The 21,670-nt window shown below is 42.3% G+C and carries 10 protein-coding genes; 7 read left to right on the top strand and 3 right to left on the bottom strand.

Annotated features, from left to right (window positions below; all coding sequences use genetic code 11):
• The first annotated feature begins 50 nt into the window (after positions 1-50).
• The gene (locus FD724_RS20805) at positions 51-7,688 is read left to right on the top strand and encodes a type I polyketide synthase (protein ID WP_179073953.1); all 7,638 of its coding nucleotides are present in this window, start codon (positions 51-53) and stop codon (positions 7,686-7,688) included.
• On the opposite strand, the gene FD724_RS20800 is transcribed toward FD724_RS20805, so the two are convergent.
• Positions 7,641-7,913 carry a hypothetical protein gene (locus FD724_RS20800; RefSeq protein ID WP_179073952.1) on the bottom strand — a complete coding sequence of 91 codons (273 nt, stop codon included), beginning with the start codon at positions 7,911-7,913 and terminating at the stop codon, positions 7,641-7,643. The genes FD724_RS20805 and FD724_RS20800 overlap by 48 nt on opposite strands.
• Positions 7,914-8,229: 316 nt before the next feature.
• Between FD724_RS20800 and FD724_RS20795 the strand changes: the two genes are divergently transcribed.
• The 6 genes from FD724_RS20795 (at position 8,230) to FD724_RS20770 (ending at position 18,617) form a co-directional block, all read left to right on the top strand.
• Positions 8,230-13,173: a non-ribosomal peptide synthetase gene (locus FD724_RS20795; protein ID WP_179073951.1), complete on the top strand. Its 4,944-nt coding sequence runs from the start codon at positions 8,230-8,232 to the stop codon at positions 13,171-13,173.
• Between the two features lie 176 nt (positions 13,174-13,349).
• A complete protein-coding gene (locus FD724_RS20790) occupies positions 13,350-14,330 on the top strand; it encodes a hypothetical protein (protein ID WP_179073950.1) in 981 nt (326 codons plus the stop codon).
• 133 nt (positions 14,331-14,463) lie between these two features.
• Entirely contained in the window at positions 14,464-15,168 is a 705-nt protein-coding gene (locus FD724_RS20785) for a DUF4386 family protein (protein ID WP_179073949.1), read from the top strand.
• Between the two features lie 56 nt (positions 15,169-15,224).
• The gene (locus tag FD724_RS20780; RefSeq protein WP_179073948.1) at positions 15,225-16,178 is read left to right on the top strand and encodes an SDR family oxidoreductase; all 954 of its coding nucleotides are present in this window, start codon (positions 15,225-15,227) and stop codon (positions 16,176-16,178) included.
• A 246-nt stretch (positions 16,179-16,424) separates the two neighbouring features.
• Positions 16,425-17,513, top strand: coding sequence for a 3-deoxy-7-phosphoheptulonate synthase (gene aroF / locus FD724_RS20775; protein WP_163928081.1), 1,089 nt, complete (start codon positions 16,425-16,427; stop codon positions 17,511-17,513).
• A 723-nt stretch (positions 17,514-18,236) separates the two neighbouring features.
• Positions 18,237-18,617: a hypothetical protein gene (locus FD724_RS20770; protein ID WP_179073947.1), complete on the top strand. Its 381-nt coding sequence runs from the start codon at positions 18,237-18,239 to the stop codon at positions 18,615-18,617.
• A gap of 1,018 nt (positions 18,618-19,635) precedes the next feature.
• Here the strand turns inward: FD724_RS20770 and FD724_RS20765 are convergent.
• Positions 19,636-20,421 carry a WecB/TagA/CpsF family glycosyltransferase gene (locus FD724_RS20765; protein WP_179073946.1) on the bottom strand — a complete coding sequence of 262 codons (786 nt, stop codon included), beginning with the start codon at positions 20,419-20,421 and terminating at the stop codon, positions 19,636-19,638.
• A 12-nt stretch (positions 20,422-20,433) separates the two neighbouring features.
• Positions 20,434-21,507, bottom strand: coding sequence for a glycosyltransferase family 4 protein (locus tag FD724_RS20760; RefSeq protein ID WP_179073945.1), 1,074 nt, complete (start codon positions 21,505-21,507; stop codon positions 20,434-20,436).
• Between the last annotated feature and the right edge of the window lie 163 nt (positions 21,508-21,670).

Below are 21,670 nucleotides of genomic sequence, written 5' to 3'. Positions count from 1 at the left end.
TCTGGCTTCAGACTCAATTTCTTTGTCTATTAATTACGCAATTTCTTAAAATGAGTAACACTTCAGACATCAACCAATTATCTCCATTACAACGTTCAGTTTTAGCCTTAAAAGAAATGCGTGCCAAGTTGGACGCAGTGGAGAACGCCAAGACAGAACCAATCGCCATTATTGGGATGAACTGTCGCTTTCCTGGGGGAGCCGACTACCCTGAGAAATTCTGGGAATTACTCCACAATGGGGTAGACACTATCACTGAAGTTCCGGCTGACAGATGGGACGTAGATGAGTATTACAATGCAAATCCAAACACTCTGGGGAAAATTTACACCCGCTATGGTGGCTTTATTAAACAGGTAGATCAATTTGATCCTCATTTCTTTGGACTTTCCCCTCTAGAAGCAGCCAGCATGGACCCCCAACATCGGTTACTTTTGGAGGTAGGCTGGGAAGCCGTCGAAAACGCCGGACAATCCCCAGAGGAATTAAACGGCAGCCAGACGGGAGTCTTTATGGGACTCTTTATGGAAGATTATTCCCGATTTAACCTATATTCTGGCGATCATAACCGCATTGATGCTTACAGCAGTTTAGGAAATGCTCGGAGTATTGCCATCGGTCGCCTAGCTTATGTCCTGGGCTTGCAAGGGCCTGTGATGCAGTTAGACACGGCTTGTTCTTCTTCGTTGCTAGCGGTTCACCTGGCGTGTCAGAGCTTGCGTTCAGGTGAGTGCAATATGGCTTTAGCTGGTGGAGTCAATTTGATATTAGCACCGGAAGCCTCTATTGGTCTGAGTAGAATGAGGGCGCTAGCTCCAGACGGTCGTTGTAAGACCTTTGATGCCAAAGCCGATGGTTATGTACGTGGAGAAGGCTGCGGCATAGTCGTACTCAAGCGTTTATCAGATGCGATCGCTAACAATGATAATATCTTGGCTGTAGTGCGAGGCTCGGCGGTGAATCATGACGGTGCTAGCAGTGGTCTAACAGTACCCAATGGGCTAGCTCAGGAGAAATTGATTAATCAGGCACTCACCAACGCTAAGGTAGCACCAGAACAAATTAGTTATGTAGAAACCCACGGTACAGGCACATCTTTGGGAGATCCCATTGAAGTGAGAGCTTTAGGCTCAGTGTTGTGTCAAGGACGTTCTCCAGAGCAACCTTTGCTGATTGGTTCCGTAAAAACTCAGTTGGGTCATTTAGAATCAGCTGCCGGAGTTGCCAGTTTAATGAAAGTGGTGCTGGCTCTACAAAACGCAGAGATACCGCCACATCTGCATTTACAACAGCCCAGCCCTCATATTCCTTGGGACAAACTTGCGGTGGCTGTGCCAACTAAGCCAACTCCATGGCCAGCAGTCAACGGGAAACGCTTGGCTGGGGTTAGTTCTTTTGGTATGAGTGGTACTAATGCCCATCTGATTATCGAAGAAGCACCAAAATTGAAATTAGAGCCGCCGAAAACTGAGCGTCCACTCCACCTGCTGAGTTTATCGGCCAAAACTGAGGCAGCACTACTGGCAATGGCTAGCCGTTATGAATCTTTTTTAACATCCCATCCAGAAACATCTTTAGCAGATATTTGTTTCACAGCCAACACCGGGCGATCGCATTTTGAACACCGTCTGGCTATTGTCGCTGCATCTAACACAGACTTGCGCGAACAACTAACAGCTTTTGCTAGCCAAAAGCAGACCAGTACATTAGTCAGTGGTCAAGCACAGAAGAAGCGTTCCAAAGTTGTGTTTCTATTTACAGGACAAGGTTCTCAGTATGTAGAGATGGGACGACAACTCTACGAAACCCAGCCGATGTTTCGTAAGACTTTAGACCGATGCGACGAAATTCTGCGTCCCTATCTCCAGCAACCTTTGTTGTCAGTACTTTACCCCACATTGGATATTGCTTCCCCCTTGAATGAAACAGCATATACTCAACCAGCATTGTTTGCTTTAGAGTACTCACTCGCCCAAATGTGGAAATCTTGGGGAATTGTACCAGATGCCGTTATGGGTCACAGCGTGGGTGAATATGTAGCCGCTTGTGTTGCTGGAGTGGTCAGCTTGGAAGATGGGCTGAAATTAATCGCCGAGCGGGGGCGTTTAATTCAATCTCTACCTCAAAATGGCATGATGGCGGCAGTGTTCACCAATGAAGCACGGATGAATGGCATTTTAGCTGCTTACACTGGGCAAGTGGCAATTGCTGGGATTAATGGCCCAGAAAATATCGTTATTTCTGGAGCCAGAGAAGCTGTCCAAGCCGTGCTGAAAGAATTGGCAACTCAAGGAATTAACGCCCAACCATTGCAGGTTTCTCACGCTTTCCACTCCCCTTTAATGGCTAGTATCCTCGATCCCTTTGAGCAGATAGCTAGCTCGGTGCAGTTTCAAGCGCCGCGTATTCCCCTAATCTCGAATTTGACTGGACAAATACTTAAATACCAAGAAATTCCCAATGCAACTTACTGGCGACAGCATTTGAGAGAAGGAGTAAGATTTTATGCCGGCATCAAGACGCTACATGAACAAGGGTATGAAATCTTTGTAGAAATGGGACCGAGTACCACATTAGTAGGCATGGGTAAAAGATGCTTACCAGAAGGTACAGGCACTTGGCTAACTTCTCTGAAAAAAGGACAATCAGACTGGTCACAATTGCTTGCTAGTTTAAGTGAGTTGTACATCAGGGGTATAAAAATTAATTGGGCTGCATTTGACCAAGGTTATCAGCGTCGCCGCCTGGCACTACCAACCTACCCATTTCAACGCCAACGCTACTGGGTGGAAAACCTCTCTCCTACGAGGAGAGAGGCTTTGAATTCTCCCCCTTCCCTTGTAGGGAAGGGGACTGGGGGGTTAGGTTTTACTTCAGCTATTCCCCAAGTCCAAACTTTGCCAATAATTCCCTTGGCTGTACCATCGAATTGGTTTCATAGTTGGCAATGGACTCCAGAGGTGTCAAGCCAATCTCAAGATATTCCTTCAGGGGCAATTTTGATCTTTAGCGATCGCCACCAAGTAGGAGAAAATTTAGAAAAGCTGTTCGACTCTAAAAAGTACACGACATATTTTGTCACCCCAGGGGAGAGCTTTAAGCAAACAGCACAACATTTCACTATTAATCCGGCATCCGTTGAAGACTACGAACAACTGATTCAAAATATCAAAACAGACGGTGTTACAGTCACCGCAGCCGTGCATCTGTGGAACTATAGTTTGTGGGCAACATCCCCAGAACAACTACTAGAAAATGACCGCCTGCTCAATGAACGCGTTTACAGTCTTTTGTTTTTGACACAGGCGCTAGTCAAACATTACCCAGCCTCTCCCCTCAATTTCTTAGTGGTAACTCAAGGTGCTTATCCAATATCTCCAAATGATTCCCTACACGGTGTACATCAATCTATGGCAGGTGTACTGGCGCAGGTGGTGGCACAAGAAAATCCTCAGATTCAAGCCAAAGTCGTAGATTTTAACCAAGATGTTTATCTGCCAGAAAAATTAGCCGATATTTTGTTCCAGGAAATGAAGGTAGCCCCTACTGGTGAAGGTATTGTTGCTATCCGTCATGGTCAACGGTTGAGTCGTACCCTGGAAAAAATTAATGTCCCTACAGATAACAATTCTCTACCTTTGTCGCCTGGAGAAACCTGGTTGATTACTGGTGGTACAAGTGCTGTCGGGACAGAAATAGCCTTAGCTTTGGTTCATCAAGTACCCATCCATTTGGTGCTAACAGGTCGCCATCCCCTCCCCCCCAAACAAGAATGGCAATCTGCTAGTCATGATGCCTCAACGCAGCAACGTATCCAAGCAATTGAGCAACTAGAGCAACTCGGAGCCACAGTTATGTATCAGGCTGTGGATGTGACAGATGCCTTGGGGATGAAGCAATTAATTGAGAACATCAAATCTCGCTTTGGTAATCTGGATGGAGTCATCCATGCGGCGGGTGCAGTTGACCACAGCACATTTAAACTACTGCAAAAACAACCTGCCTCAATCACCAAAGTTTTAGCCCCGAAAGTCCAGGGAACCATCATCCTCGATGCTGTTACCCGCAACGAACCCCTAAAATATTTTGTGTTGTTGTCCTCGGTTTCCGCTTCCAAAGCCGAATGGGGAACCGGCATGGGCGATTATGCCGCAGCCAACACTTTTCTCGATAGTTATGCTGTCTACCGGACACAGCATGGTGGTCAAGGACGCTCCTTAGCTCTAAATTATTCTCTATGGAGCGATCGCGGTATGGGCGCTCTTTTAGGAGCATCAACTTTATTAATGGTAAAATCCAAAGGTTTAAATCCTCTGGAACCAGAGCCAGCTGCTAATGCCTTTATTAAGGCTCTATCTTTGGATGCTTCTCCTGTAATTCACATCATTGATTTAATTGCTCAAGCCACCACAGAGGTAGCACCAAAATCCTCCACGAGCCAACCACCAACTAAATCTCGCAATCTGCGACAGCTTGTCCGAGAAGTTTTGCTGCAACATTTACGTATTCCGGAAGCACAGGTGGAAGGACACAAAACTTTCCAAGAAATGGGGTTAGATTCTGTTGGGACTGTAGAAGTTGTCCAACATTTAGGGACAACTCTGGGTGAGGAATTATTTCCGACTTTACTATTTGAATATCAAACACCAGATGACCTGGTAGATTATTTACAAAGCAAGTACGGTTATTCTGTGAAGACTAGCACGAGCGCGATCGCTCCAGAAGAAACATCTAGCCCGGAAGCCGAAAAATCAGCGCCCCCAAATGTCGCCACCCAGGAAAAATACCAAGACGTTCCCGAACAAGACATTGCTATCATCGGCATGGCTTGTAAAATACCAGGAGCCGATAACTTAGAACAGTATTGGGATTTACTCAATGCAGGCCGCTCCGTCATTCAAGATGTGCCTCAAGACCGTTGGTTCAACCAACACTACTTTGAAGCCAAAGGAAACTCTCCGCAAGCAAAAATATCCAAACGTGGATGCTTTGTAAACAGTCCCTTCGACTTTGACCCGATGTTCTTTGGCATCTCCCCCAAGGAAGCTACGGCAATGGACCCACAACAGAGGTTGTTCCTAGAGCTTTCTATGCAGGCTCTACAACAGGCAGGCTACGGCGGTAAATATCGCCCAGACAATATCGGTGTGTTTGTTGGTTGTGGACAAAATACTTACATCGAACACTTCACCAATTATCAGTATTACGAGGAATTACGTCAGCGTTTGCAAGAGAGTTCTTGGTTTGATCACCTTCCTGCTGAAGATCGTCAGCATTTGCTCAATACCCTCTCACAAGTACTGCAACCAAGTGAAATTCTCCCTGAGTCAGCAGCAGGTAACGAGGTCAACGAATTAGCGGCACGAGTTAGCCATTGCCTAAACCTCAAGGGGCCAAGTATGGCAGTTAGCACAGCTTGTTCTTCTTCTCTGGTGGCATTACATATTGCTTGCGAAAGCCTGCGTTCTGGTCAAACTGGCATGGCAATAGTCGGCGGGGTTAATTTAAATCTCAGTCCTAGTCCCTTCACTTTTTTACGTAAGGCACAGGCTCTTTCCCTCAGTGGAACCTGCTATCCCTTTGACCGCCGTGCTAATGGCATCGTTTTAGGAGAAGGTGCAGGCGTGTTAATTATTAAACCTTTAAAACAGGCTTTGGCTGACGGGGATTTGATTCATGCTGTAATTAAAGGTTCCGCAGTTAATAATGACGGTCATTCTCAAGGGATAACTGCTCCCAATCCCAAAGGTCAAGCAGAAGCCATCCGCCAAGCCTACAACAGTTGTGGCGTAGACCCCCGGACTATCTCCTACATTGAAACCCACGGTACAGGTACTCTCCTGGGCGATCCAGTAGAAGTAGAAGGGATGACAAAAGCTTTCCGTAGCTTTACTGATGAAAAGGGATTCTGTACCATTGGTTCGGTTAAGTCCTCCATTGGTCATTTGCTGTCTGCTTCCGGGATTGTCAGCCTGATCAAAGTGGTACTAGCCATGCAGCACGGCAAAATTCCCCAAACTGTAGGTTTTGAGGAGCCTAATCCCCACATCAATTTTGCGGACACACCTTTTGCTGTGGCAGGTAAGAGTATACCCTGGTCGCCTAATGGCAACCCATTACGTGCAGGTGTGAATGGATTTGGATTTGGCGGCACCAATTGTCACGTTATTCTTGAGGAATCCCCACTAGCAGCTAATTTACAGTCCCAGGTCACAAGTTCTGCTCCTGATTTGTTATGTCTGACTGCACGGAATCAACAAGCACTGCAAGAAGTAGCTAGACAACTACGCGAACACATCATTCATCATCCTGAACAAGAATCTTCCCAAATCTGTTTTACTCAGAATAATGCCCAGAAGGAATTACCTTACAAGGCGGCTTTAGTAGTCAATAACCGCCAACATCTGCTCAATTACCTGGAGGCTATCTGTTCGGCACAAACACCAGCAGATATATATACAGGTCGAGCTAACCCCCAGCGCACAACACCGTTTCACTTAATATTAGATGGAACTAGTGCGATCGCTCCCGCAGAAGTAGAAACTTTAAGTAAACGTTTCCCCCAATTCCAAGTAGCTTACAATAGCGTGCGTGCCGGATTAAATGAGATGAGCGAACAGGCACATATATTTGCGGTGCAGTACGCTTGGGGACGCTTGTTGATGTCTTTGGAATTACAACCCACTAGTTTATTAGTAGAAAAAACCGGTATTCTAGTAGGAGCTACACTGCGGGGAATGTTGACATTAGAGCAGGCGATCGCTTTACTTCTACAAATAGAAGGACAAAAAGGTCTTATTGCTCATAATGTGTCCGCAAAAGAACGGTTAGTATCAACCTGGACTTGCCCATTAGTGACTTCACAAGGAATTTTCAGCCATTCTGACACAATTTCCACGGCTCAACTGGTAGCCCTGGTGCAAGTATCTGAACAGTTAAATGTAGATGTGTGTCAAGATGTCATCTCCAAAGAAAGTGTTTACCTACACTTAGGAGATTCATTAGTTCTCAAACAAAAATTAGCAAGTTTGGATGAACTGGGAGTCTGGATATATCTAGATAAAGGACAACCAGTGGTGGAACGTGTGTTGACAAGTCTGGCTAGGTCTTATGTAGCTGGGGTAAGGTTTAATAGCATACCCTTATTTCCTCAAGGTCTACGTCGGGTGCTGCTGCCTACTTATCCTTTCGAGCGCAAAACCTACAGAGTATCATTAGTTGATAGCACTCAGGAAAATCAAGCAACCTCCATACCTGCGGCTGAATTATTACCACCACGCCTAGACAATCAGCATCAGTCAAATGCCAAAGTTTTGGAAACCCATCCAGTAACAGTAGCCCAAACTCGACTATTGCCTATAGAACAACTATCTCCACTCACAGACAGTCAACGCCAGTCAAGTTACGCTAAGTTGGCTGAGGACTTGAAGATTGTGGACAATAGCCAACAGCCACGACTATTGCCCATAGAAAAACCATCCCCACTCACAGACAGTCAACGCCATTCAAGCTACGCCAAGCTGGCTCAGGATTTGAAGATTATGGACATTAGCCAACAGCCGAGGAATCCGGTAGCAGTAGCCCAAACTCGACTGTTGCCAATGGAACAATTGTCTCCACTCACGGACAGCCAACGCCAGTCAAGTTACATCAAGCTGGCTCAGGATTTGCAGAGATTTGGTAAATAGGCTGAAGTTATTAGTATAAAAAACTCTACCCCCTTGTCCTAGATTTCTCACAAGTGAGAAATCTAGGAGTGTGGGAGGTGGGAGGTGTGGAGGTGTGGGAGGTGTGGGAGGTGTGGGAGGTGTGGGAGGTGTGGGAGGATGGGGAAGAAGTCTTACCCCCCACACTCCCCACACTCCCCTGCCTACACTATCGTGAGAAATCCGGGCTTGTGGGTAAAGTTTCATCAGAGGTCTGTAGTCAGTGGCAGAACAGCTAATAACTGGCCACTAACACCCACAGAGCAATAAAACTTCCAAAATTAGTTAGGAAGCAATAGACAAAGAAAGCTAACCCTTTGTTTTATTGCTCCTAACTTTTTGCATAAATAGCCCAGATCAAGGCGATAAGTAACATAACAAGAGCGAAGATTAATTTTTCTCGTAATTCTTATCCATTCAAATTTAGTTTTGTATGAATAACTAGACTTAAAAACAATACTTACTTAATTAGGTAAGATGTTGGAAATTTTTATTGCGAACATTAATTTTTTTAGAGGATGCAATGAGTACTAAGAGCTTAGAATTGCCTATTTTCTCCCTAGTTGCCAAAATTACTGGACATGATGCAGAAGAATTAGAACGAGATATGTTTTTGGAGGGTAACTTAGGATTAGATTCCATCAAAATGATGGAACTATTGAATGGATTAGTAGCACTAATTCCCCAAGAAAGGCAACCCAGATTTATGGAGACATTGCCTTTGCAAAATTTGATGCAATTGCAAACTTTGGGCGATGTCGTGCAAATAGCTGATAAGTGCTTAGTTTCCCAAATAGATAATTCTGATTCTTCGCCATCTGCAAGTATTATCAATCAAAAGGAGCAGAAAACAGAGAAGGTTGAGATTCTTTCTGGACAATATTTTCATTTACTCGGTCATTGGGTAGTAAATTCAATTAGCTTATTTTCCACTCTCCGTTTACGAGGTGATTTTGATTCAAACGTTGCTTGGCAGTCTTGGAAAGACTTGCTGAATCGTCATCCGATGTTGCGATCGCGCTTTATCATTCCTCCCGATACTACCAGATTCAAGGATTACGAAATGGTAGTTATGGAAAACCCCACTCCTCCTGATATACCCGTTACTGATATCAGGCATCTTCATAGTGAGGCTCAAGAACAACTAATTAATGATGAATTGCATCGCTGCCTCAATTATGAATGGCAAATGACAGAGTGGCCACTACATCGATTTTTTGTTTTTCGGCTGGAAGATTCAGTGTATCAACTGGTGTTAGCTAACGAGCATCTCATTTCTGATGCCCTAGGATGTCATGTTATCTTACGCGAATTTATGGAAATTTACCGCGCTCATGTCTGTGGTGAACAACCTAATTTGCAGCCGCCTACAACCGTCCAAGATTACAGCGAATTGGTGCAATCAATTAATGCTTGGCAAGACCCAGAAGAAGATAAAGCACTGGTCGAGTATGTAAATCGGCGAGGTAAAGATTCTTACTTGTGGAACCCAACAGGAAATGCCATCACATCCCTGTGTCCAAAGTTCCATAACCGCAGATTTTCTTTAGGAAAGGCCATTACTAATCAATTAATTGCCCAAACTCGTGAATGGCGATTACCACTGAACTCCCTACTAGTGGGTGCGTTTGTGCGGGCTGTTGCCAAGTTTGAGAAGTCTAAAAACGAACCGATTATGGTTCAAGTTCCCACCAGTGGGCGGGTTTATCCTGGCATAGATGCTTCTGATGTGGTGGGTAGTTTTGCTCAGAATTTGTCCATTAGCCTAGACTTACCAGCACCGAATGAAGATTGGCAACGGCTGTTAAACCGCGTTCATCAGGAAATTCAACAAGGGTTAGTTAACGGTTATGATCGTGCCCAAACTCGTCAAATGGCGATCGCTTTCCGAGACAATATTGTTTTAGAAGATGGCAAAATCCCTGAGCGGATGTTACCTATGTATCGCCGCATACTGAAATCAAATTTATACTGTCCATTTACAGGACAGACTAATATTAAAAACAAATATGGCCCCATAGATGTAATCGATTATCGCGCAGGTGGTATTAATGCTGCGGGAACAATTGATATATTGCAAGAAATATTTGACGACAGTTTACATTTGTTCGCTAGCTACGACAGTAACTTTTTCCCTGAGTCTGTTATCGATGAATTGATGCAGGAATACATTACCCAAATCAAAGAATTAGCTTCACTAAAAATCCCATCTCAGCAACTAACGCAGCCACTGCCCAAGACACAAACAGATGTAAATATAGTGCAGCTTCTGCAAGAAATCGCCACAGAAATCTGCCATTCCCAGATTACTGACAATGATATGGCTAAGGATTTGGAAGCAGAATTGGGAATGGATTCTTTAGAACTCATCCGCATTGTTACGAGGTTAGAAAAACGGTTAGGCAAAGTAAATCGTCAAGCCTTGCTTTCTTGTCGCAGCCTCCAAGAAATGGCTGTGCTACTTGGGAAGAAACAATCATCTTCTTTACAAAACCAATCAGTTGTCAACAATCAACAACCCCAAGAAATTCCTTACTGGGAAATTATTGAGCAAGCCAAGCGTACTCCCAATGCCATAGCGGTGACAGATGGGGAAACTCAAATTACCTACGCAGAGTTAAACCGTCTTTCCAATCAGGTAGCTAATTATTTGCAGGCTCAGGGAGTGAAACCAGGCGTGTTTGTGGGAATCATGACACGACGCGGGCCTTTGATGTTTGTGGGGATTCTCGGTATTCTCAAAGCAGGCGGAACTTACGTTCCTTTAGATCCTATATATCCTTATGAACGGATTAAGTACATACTAGAACACGCCCAAATCGGAATTTTGCTAACAGAAGATCGCTTGACAAACAAGTTAGCAGAATGTCTGACTGAGCAGTTACCGTTAAATACTTTAATGTTCTTAGACGAGGGTATTTTTGAGCAAGGTAAAGCTTGGACACAGTTAAACAAAAAGACTTGGGCGCGTTGTTCAGACATAGCTCCTGCCAATGTTAATACTCCTGATGACTTGATGACAGTACTGTACACCTCTGGTTCTACAGGTAAACCTAAAGGAGTGATGCTCAACCATCGGGGTTACATGAATCGCCTGGTTTGGATGCAGAATGCTTTTCAATTGCGTTATGGCGATCGCGTTGCTCAAAAAACATCTTGCTGTTTTGATATATCAGTATGGGAAATATTCTGGCCTTTGATGGTGGGAGCTACTGTTTATTCTGTGGAAACAGAAACAGTCAAAAATCCTTGGCTATTAGCACAGTGGATTAAAGATAACCAAATCAATGTCATGCACTTTGTTCCTTCCCTATTTGGAGAATTTTGTAACGCTTTAGAATCAGAATCATGGACTTTTCCCGATTTGCGTTGGTTAGTCTTTAGTGGCGAAGCTTTACCTGTACCTTTTGTACAACGTTGGATTGATAAGTATGGCATGAGTGTTGGTTTAGCCAATCTTTATGGCCCCACTGAAGCTTCCATCGATGTCACCGCACACATTATTCGTCAACGTCCAGGCGAACAAGAAATCTGCATTCCTATAGGTAAAGCTATAGATAATGTGTATATCTTAATCTTGGATGAACAGATGCAGCCATTAGCCCCAGGAAAAATGGGAGAACTCTGGATTGGCGGTGTGCAATTGGCTAAAGGTTATCTCAAAGATCCACAACGCACAGCAGACGCATTCCGCCTGAATCCCTTTTCTCACGTTCCAGGGGAATATTTATACAAAACCGGCGATTTAGCTATGGAATTGCCCGATGGCAGTTTCGAGTATCATGGACGTATTGACCACCAAATTAAAATACGTGGTTTCCGTGTAGAACTGGGTGAAATCGAAAGTGTTCTCAATAGCCATCCCGCGATTAATGAAGCTGCCGTTTTAGCTGTAGATTACGAAAATGGTCAAAAACGGTTAATAGCTTGCTTGGCTGGTTCTCAAGTAGACAATCAACAAATTAAGGAATTCCTGGCTCAACGCTTGCCTGATTACATGATTCCTCACCGATGGGAATGGCTAGCCAGTTTACCTAAAACCCACAATGGTAAGCTAGACCGCAAGGCTATTTTGGCAGCTATCACCCAAGAAAAGCCAACAGTATCCCAAGAATACTTACCTCTAGGCCCTGCTCAACGTTGGTTAGTGAAATACTTTGAGCCTCCATATCAATGGAATGGCTACACACGTTTTCTTTTCCATCAACCATTAGACGCAGAGATATTTAACCAAGCTCTCAATGTTGTACTGGAAAATCATCCTGCACTAAGGACTGTGTTTGTGCAACGAGATCAACAATGGTGGCAACAGTTAATTTCCCCAGAGCAAAAGTTGAGTGCTGAATTCTACGATGGTAGTCATCTTACATCTGCACAACGAGACAGTGAAATCCACAACCGGATACAAGAAATAGCTCAACAGTTTCAAATCGACCAATGGCCGTTGATGAAAGTAATCGCGATCAAGGTGAATGAATCCTGCTACGATATCTCGCTGGTTGGACATCATATCATCGGTGATTTGCTGAGTACTGGGGTGATTTTTAATCTCTTATGGTTGACTTACAGCGAGTTGCTGGGGAACCGAACTCTGAGTTCTCAGCCTCTCCCTTCGATACCTTCTTATATAGACTATGTGCGTGTGCTGATGCAGGCGGAACAACAAGGAGCTTTGAGAAGTCATGTAGATTATTGGAAATCTCAATTTCCTTCTCAGGAATATACCTTCCAAGTTCCCTGTGACCATCAAAAGGGAGCTAATTTAGAGGCTTCCGCCGCCAGCGAAAAATATACCCTGTCCAAAAACAGTAGTAACATTCTCTTACGTGAAGCTAAACAGTATTACAAATGTAATGTCTACACGTTGCTACTTTCCACCTTGTATCGGTTGATGGCTGAGTGGAGTGGACAACATTGGGTAGTAGTTAGCCATCGCAGCCACGGCAGAAATCTAGATAGCACGCACACGTTTTTAAATAGTGTTGGTAACTTTGCGATGAATTTCCCTGTCGGGGTTAATGTAGGACGTTCCATCAAGTGGGAGCATACCACCAAGGAAATCCAAGCCAAATTTAACGAGTTGCCGATGAATGGAGTAACGTTTGATTGGATTTCTGAGCAACTTCCTCATCATGTTTATCCCGATAACAATCTCACTCCAGTCAGAGCTAACTACTTAGGAAATCGTACTGCTCCCGCCTTAGAACTGTTTAAGTTTATTGAGGAAGATAGAGATAGTCGGTTGTCCTCCCCTGACCAGAAACGTACAGTGTTACTAGAGTTTTTCTTCTCCATCACCGATGGCACTGTTCACTTAGAAATCGAATACTCTTGCAATTTCCACCTACCTGCAACTATTCGTAGACTTGGCGATCGCTATTTGGAACTTATGGCAGAGATGCTAGCCGTTGTACCTTTAGTAGGCAATGTTGTAGAAGTGACAAATCACTTTCACAAATCCTATTAGGGTGGCAAACTTTCCATCAGTCTTTCCCCTATTCGCCATTACAGACGCAATTAATCGCGTCTGTAAGCCTTCCGCACTCCCTATTTTCAAGCTAGATTGCGGTATCTCTACAAAATATCACACCAGTGATAATATGATGCTGAAAATGTCAAGAAAGCTTCGTTAAAACCTCAAATATGCGTACTTATCAACTGTCTAAATTTATTGGACTCGCCACCTCTGTAGCCTTATCTGCAACTGCACCAGCTCAAGCCGCAAACTTAAGCTTTGACTACAACCAACTACAATTTATTAAATCACGACCAACAGCATCTAGTAATTTTCTGGGGTTAAATGGATCACCGATTGAAAATCAAGGTTTTGTGCCTTTCTATAATCCAGATCCTTCGGCTCCAGATCACGGTCATAAGGAAATCGGTCTAAATTCGCGCCGAGATTTCCCAGGTTTCAACAATGCCCCATATTACGGGACTGGTCGCCAAGGAAGTCCGGAAGAACCTGCTAGCGGTGCTACCAGAATGACAAGTTTGATTAGCATTAATAGCTTCCCTACCTTTGGTCAATATCTGACAAATTATGGCATCCCACTCAATGATATTGGCTTTGTGTTTGGTCAAAAGAGCGATCGCGATTTTAACCAAACTTGGAATTTAGGTGCAGATATATTCGGTCAAGATTGGTACGCTGATCCTAATACACCGCTTGAGGAAAGAATTTATAAAGCTAATCCAAATGATGTTGAAATAGCACTCTACAGTGGCAATACTAAAATAGTCGACTTTGGATATTCTGATTTTTATTCAATTGTCGATTATGGTTCTACACCATCATTTGATGATGATTTTGAAAGTAGTTTTACCGACCCAATTGCAGCAAAAAAAGCATCTGACTTAGATCCATTGCTGGCAGGTTTAGCCACAGCTTTCTTAAATGATGTTAATGCTGCTGGTGGTGGAGTGCAGATAGTTAACGAGAACTTTGGAGAACTGGATATTAATTTTGCAAGCGGCAATGGATACGATATGATACTTCTGCCATACCCGATGCAAATTCGCGCAGTTGCGCTAAAAGCAGTTCCAGAAGCTTCTTTCTCTTGGGGAATATTTATGTTTGGAGTTTTGGTTGCTGTGTCCCAGCGCAAGAAACTACAGAACTGACAATTATCCATAATTAGTTTTAGTTATCAAAATTATCCCAATTTTCCCAAGTAGAGACATTGTATTGCAACGTCTCTACTACCCAATCATGTGTTCCTCATCTCATGTAATCATGTCAAAAATAAATTCCTTTATGTCTATCAAAGCACTTTACCGGACTGCTGGTCTGGTATTAATTGTTGAAAGTCTACTGCTGTTTGTGCCGGTTTTTATTCTTGGTGCAGCAATCAACTGGCCAGCTAGCCTTGGTGAACCTGCTAGCATCATGTTGCCACTATTAATTAAAAAAGCTGAACCAGTCAGAATTGGTTATCTGATTTATCTTCTTTATTCACTACTTTTTTGGGTAGTAGCTTTATTAACTGCTCGTGTCGTTAGCAATGGGGAAACCAACCCTGTATGGCTCCAAGTGGCAACAGGTTTTGGAATCGCATCTACTGTCACTCGTTGCCTGGGCATTATTCGCTGGTTAGTACCAATGCCAGCTTTAGCGCAAGTTTATGCTGATCCTTCAATCTCTGCACAAACTCGTGAAGCGATCGCTGTTGTCTATAAAACCCTCAATGACTACGCTGGCTCGGTCGGTGAAGTATTAGGTGTTAGCCTGTTTACCGTATTGTGGTTAACAATTATCTCAATTTACTTATTGCGTTCAAGAACACTACCACGTTGGTTAGGAATCTTTGGGATCGTCGCTGCTCTGTTTTTGGCAACTCAATTAATAGAACTATTTGGGGTGGATTTAGGAGCATTTATTAGCGTGTCAGTAACTATGCTCCAACTCTGGTTTTTGGCCGCAGGTATAACCTTATTAAGACACAAAAACGTCCAAGTTTAAATGAAGCCTGGCATTATTATCTAAAAAAATAATTCTCCTAATATCAAAATCAACCCATGAACACAACAGAAGAACTCCATGTAATTTTTGGTACTGGCCCCCTAGCACAAGCCGTCATGCGCGAACTGCTAGCTCGGAACAAACGGGTGCGTATGATTAACCGCAGTGGTAAAGCAGACATACCCTCTAATGTGGAAATCATCGCCAGCGATGCTTATAATTCCGAAAATACACGAGCGGTTACTACTGGGGCGACAGTCGTTTACCAATGCGCGCAACCAGCCTACACCCAATGGCCAGAGTTTTTTCCCTCATTGCAAGCTAGCATTGTCGAAGGCGTAGCCGCCAGTGGCGCAAAGCTCGTTGTGGGAGATAATCTCTATATGTATGGCCCTGTCAATGGTGCGTTGCAAGAAGATATGCCAAATGCTGCAACCACCCGCAAAGGGCGCGTCCGTGGGCAGATAGCAGAGGCGCTTTTGGATGCACACCGTAGAGGTATTGTACGAGTTGCTATTGGTCGAGCATCGGACTTCTATGGGCCACTAGTACTTGATTCTGTAATGGGCGATCGCATTTTTCCCTCTGTATTGACTGGGAAGCCTGCATCAGCGATCGGTGAAATTGACCTCCCTCATACTTATACCTTTATCGATGACTTTGGCAAGGCATTGGTGGTGTTAGGGGAACAGGATAAAGCATTGGGTCAAATTTGGCACGTACCTAATGCTGAGACTCTCACTACTCGACAATTTATCAACATAGCTTTTGAGGAAGCTGGACACCCACCAAAAATCAGTAAAATGGGTAAATTCATGATGCGACTAGGCGGGATTTTTATCCCAGAAGCTCGTGAAACCGTCGAAATGATGTATGAGTTTGATGAGCCATTTGTTGTAAATCATGATAAATACGTTCAAGCATTTGGCAACCATGCTACCCCTTTACGTGAAGCTATCCGGCACACCTTGACATGGTATAGCGAACATCTCAAAACCTTAAAAACGTAAAAGTTAAGGTTAGCTCTGTCAAGGTTAGACTATCTCATTCCTTTTCCCTTATGGCAATATTTATGACTATAAGGGAAGGGAACTTTTGAACGCTAGACCTAGAACCTGACCTAAAAATAATTTTTCTCTAGTTGCATAAACTTACAATATTTAACTGATTAATATTTAACAACAAATCAGCGAACTTGGATCAACTTTTCGCTAAAAATTATCAATTTTTACACTATTTAAGGAGTAGATAAACTAATGATTATTGTAATGAAACCCTTCACCCCATCTGCGGAAATAGAACAAGTAAATGAAGAAATTCGTCGCCATGAACTTACACCAGAAATCTGTGTAGGGCATCATAAAGTAGTAATCGGTTTGGTGGGAGATACATCAGAACTTGATCCACGCCAGATTCAAAATTTGAACCCTTTTATAGAGCAAGTAATTAGGATTAAAAAGCCTTTCAAACGAGCTTCTTTAGAATTTCGTTACGGAGAACATAGTGAGGTTGTAGTACCAACACCTAATGGGCCTATAACTTTTGGGCAAAACCATCCTGTAGTTGTAGTTGCAGGCCCTTGCTCGGTAGAAAACGAAGAAATGATCGTCGAGACAGCCCAAGCGGTAAAAGAATGCGGTGTACAATTTTTACGTGGTGGAGCATATAAACCCCGTACATCACCTTATGCTTTCCAAGGTCACGGTGAGAGCGCTCTGGCTTTGTTAGCAAAAGCTAAAGAAGCTACAGGTTTAGGAATCATTACAGAAATCATGGACACAGATGACTTAGACAAGCTCATCGAAGTAGCAGATGTGTTGCAAATTGGAGCCCGAAATATGCAGAATTTTTCACTTCTCAAAAAACTAGGAGCTACCACTAAGCCAGTGCTACTGAAGCGGGGACTGTCAGCCACTATCGAAGATTGGTTGATGTCAGCAGAATATATTTTAGCCGGAGGTAATCCAAACGTTATACTATGTGAGCGAGGAATTCGCACCTTTGACCGACAGTTTACAAGAAACACGCTTGATATATCTGCAATTCCAGTTTTGCGAACCCTGACCCACTTACCTATCATGATTGATCCTAGTCATGCCACAGGTAAGTCCGAATTTGTGCCAACTATGACAATGGCATCAATAGCTGCTGGTGCAGACTCCTTGATGATTGAAGTTCACCCCAATCCAGCTAAAGCACTTTCAGATGGACCTCAATCACTTACATTGGAAGGATTTAAGGAATTAATGCACGAAATAACTGCCCTAAGTAAATTCTTTGGTCGTTCGTCTCACAACAATAGTACAAATCTAAAGCCAAAAGCTATCTCATTGGTGAGCTATTAAACATATTCATCTCCATCTAAAGTTAGTAGTGGTTTAGGACTTCCTTAAATCTTTAGCTGTCCTGTTGCTAATAAAAAATTTGAACGCTCAAGCCCTAGTAGAATCCTTAGTAGCTTTCATTGATGTCAACTTAGCAAAAAGAAAGCACTAGATATAAAGTTGGGGAGCAAAGATAGCAAGACAATGAGTTGTCAAAATGGCTACTTTTTGCACCAAAAAATAGGGAATTCAAACCAAAAAAACAAATCCAGGTGCCAGCTTTAGCAATAGAAAAAATAGAAGCATAAATCTAAATACTTGCACTCTAAGAGATTGTTTGAAAAGTATTTCTTTATGTCTTTAAGCAATTTTAGACTTCCCTTAAAAAAGGAGGAGCCGAAATCTAAATCTCCCTTAAAAATGGGAGATTTAGAGAGATATAAAACTTTAGGTTCTTGCGGTGCAAAGGTTATAGAAAATCTACATTACAATCTTGTCTTGAAGTTGAATTTTAGCCTTTGTTACCAGTTCCACGAACATAGGGAATCAGGTTTAAAATTATTTTGCCTAGCTTTCAGCAAAGCTTGCACGAACTGCTTCCTGCATTAAACTGCGTAATTTTTCATAATTACTAAAAGTTACTAAGAGCCAAAATTATTTGCACAATGACAGATGTAAACCCATGCTTTTCAAAAGCATACAAACCTATAAACCTAATTTTTTATTATTACAGCTTTAAAAACTATGTCTACTTTATCTAAGTTAACACAATTAAAAAAATGTCTAGAAACAAGCGAAGTTCAGAAAGGGATGAAACTTATAGGATTACAGATTACAGAATTGGAACTAGATCAACTTCTATTTGGCAATACTATTTCGCTAGAAAACAGAAGATTAGGTGAAATCGGTTCAATATTTATACTAGCAGAAGCTCTTTCGGCAGTGAATTCAGTTCAAACAAATATTACTTTTCAAGACTTACCACAAACGCTTAAAGAGTTTTCTTGCTGTTATGGAGGAGTTCCAATCTACTGTTGGAATTCTGACTTAATCGGAAAGTGTTGTTTGACCCTAACTTTGCTAGATGGCAAGCCGGCAATTAGAGTTTCATCTCAAAACTTATAGCTTACCATTTCGTAAGTTGAAATTCAAAAAATGGGGGTCAATGGATATGGGTTGGGCATATTAAAAAATCCTGTAAACACCTCACATGTGGTTGCAGGGCTTAGGTGTAGTGAGATGTGCTGTTTTTCGGACTTTTAGATTGTAGAAAAGGATTTGAAACGGATTAAACAACTACAGCGGGATATCTGGATAATCCTAGGGGATAGTTCGAGACGGCACTAAAATGTGTTTATACTTACATAAATACTTAACAGTCATATCTACCTAAAGGCACTATGAGAACTTTTAAAAATACGAGATATTCTAGTTCGAGAACAAAACAAATTTTAGTTCCCCTGCAATTAGTGCAGTATGCAGGGGAACTTTATTTTTAACAAGCAGAAACAATAGGGTTAAAATGTCATCGTATTGCCTGACTTCTTATCCTTCCAACTATTATCTATGTCCAGCAGAGAATTAAAATTCTTGATGGCATAGTCGGGAAGCTTGGAACAGCAAAATATTAAGGCATGGAGATGCGAGTGGGGGAAAGTGCGATCGCGTTTAGAAGACAAGAGTTTCTCGTAATAATTTCAGTATTTTTACTGTATTACAAAAAACATTTTGAATTTTTCCTTGGAAAGCGTGTTTTTATTTTTTCACTAACTTCAGGTTATCAGGTGTCAAATCATTGTAGGCTGTGGATCGCAGGGTCAACAGTCTGCCAATGAAAATCAATCGGCACTTAGCGCCAAAGTTCTAACGCAGTCAGAGATACAGCTAATTTTCAGTCATAGCTTGGACAATAACTGCGATCGCAACGAGAACACCGCAGGCATCGCAGACTAACTATTTAGCATTGAGCCAAGATGGAGGTATTTCTTAATTGATAGTTATTCACAATAACTTCTGAGTAGTGCGACTATCAACGAGAGAATGTCGAATAAGCATTTGATATGTATTATAACCTACGGGAAAAACGAAAATTTATCAAAGTTCTCAAGTTTTGATGTTAAGAAAAATACTTAACAAACATCCTTTAAAAACGATCCGATCTTTTTGTATTTGAAAGTCTCTTAAACAATCCAATGCGCTGTTTGATTAGCAAACAAATAAAAGTATAATTACCAAATAGATAACGCTTCCATAAGCGGGAGGGTTCAACTATAAGCCGAAATAACCATTCAAAACCTGCTTTTTGCATCCAAACTGGTGCTCTTGTCACCATATTGCTAACCAACTCAAAGCTAACCCCAATACCTATAGAAATCGGCACACCTAAATACAAATAATTGCCAGCTATCCATTTTTCTTGTTTAGGTGCTCCCAAACCTACAAATAGAATATCGGGAGCCGCCTCTATAATTGTTGAGTTGATTGAATTTAATTCTGTTAGCTGAGACTCAAACCTGTAGGGAGGACAGTAAGTTCCAACAATCAGCAAACTTGGATGTCTAGCAACAAGAGTTTTTTTCGCTTTTTCGGCAGAACAAGGGCGACCTCCTAATAAAAATACCTTTAATCCTTTTTCAGAAGCAATGGCGCAGAGTTTCTCGAACAAATCTGTACCATTCACTCTACCGGAAAGGGGAGTTTGTAAAAACTTAGCCGCCCACAGCAGTGACACCCCGTCTGGCACTACTAAAAAAGCCTTGCGATAAATCTCTTGAAAATCGACATCCTTCTGTAAGGTAACAATATGCATGGCATTAGGAGTAACGACATATTCTGGTTTCCTTTGGGAAAGCGCATGGTTAATGATTAGTTCCACAACTTCATCAAAACTATATTTGTCAATTTCGACTCCACAAATATTAATTCTCATCAATACCTAAACTTAATTAAATTGTGATAGTGAATTATAGATATCGGCTAAACGAATGGAGCAATTTTTAATATCTAAAGGTTCGACACTTTTCCTAGCATTACTGCCCAAAGAAAGTCGTAAATTCTCATTTTCAATCAACAATTCCATCGCTGAGGATAACTGTTTGATGTTTCCTGGGGTAACTAGCAGACCATTTTGATTTGAAATCACTAGTTCAGAAATCCCTCCAACAGGGGTTGCAATCACGGGTAAACTCCAACCCATAGCTTCTAAAATCGCCAGAGGCAGACCCTCGTTGTAAGAAGGCAAAATAAACACATCTGCTTGTGACAAAACTTCATCCCGTTTTTCGGAATTAATCCAACCCAGAAAAGTTACCTGGTCTGAAAGGTTGAGACTAGCAGCCAACTGCTGCGCTTTTTCAATTTCACCATCTCCTGCCAGAATTAGCTGAGTATATTTTTTTTGATGATTTGGCAGGTTAGCAAATGCCTTAATTAAATCAAATGTCCCCTTGCGTTGACCAACTCGCCCACAACAGACCAAACTTATTTGAGTCCGATTTTTTCGTTCAGGAACCTCTGTAGGTAACTCGCATGGGTTAGGCAAGACAATAACTTGCTTGGGATTTAAACCTAGATTTAACACATAGTAATCTTGCCAACTTTCTGAAAGAACAACAAACCCTTGGCAGTGCTGAAATACTTTACTTAAAACTTGCTGTACTATTTGAGGAAGTTTAGCGTAAGTTAGATGAAATTCGGCACCATGAGTGTGCATCAAGACGGGCTTATCAAAGAGAAAGGCAATAACACAGCAAATCGCTTTTCGGAAAATGCTACCACCATCAGAAATCTGAATGTGTACAACATCTATTTCTTGACTTGATAATTTCCATAAAAATGTAGCTAGAGCTTTGGCGAAAACAATTAATCTATAGGTAATTGAGCCTTCATCATGGGTGCTTATATGTTGTATTTTGAACTGAGGAAGATTATGCTTAATTATCAGTTTTTCAACCGTTGCTATTCCTCCATTTTGTTCTAAACTAGGCCCTAGCATTAATACCTGTAGTTGCTTCATGAGCGTTAACCTCTGCGTTCTTTTTAAAGAATAATTAAAGTCTCAAACTAACGCCCTGGTTCGTGGGTTTAGTATAGTAGGGAGTAAGCCTATTTTTTAAACTCAAGTTTTAGGATAAGATATTATATTGACAGAGGTATTACAAAGCTGTGACAAAAATCTG

It is taken from the genome of Nostoc sp. C057, assembly GCF_013393925.1.
GTDB classification, from domain to species: Bacteria; Cyanobacteriota; Cyanobacteriia; order Cyanobacteriales; family Nostocaceae; genus Nostoc; species Nostoc muscorum_A.
This window is presented reverse-complemented; position numbering and strand designations above follow the sequence as displayed.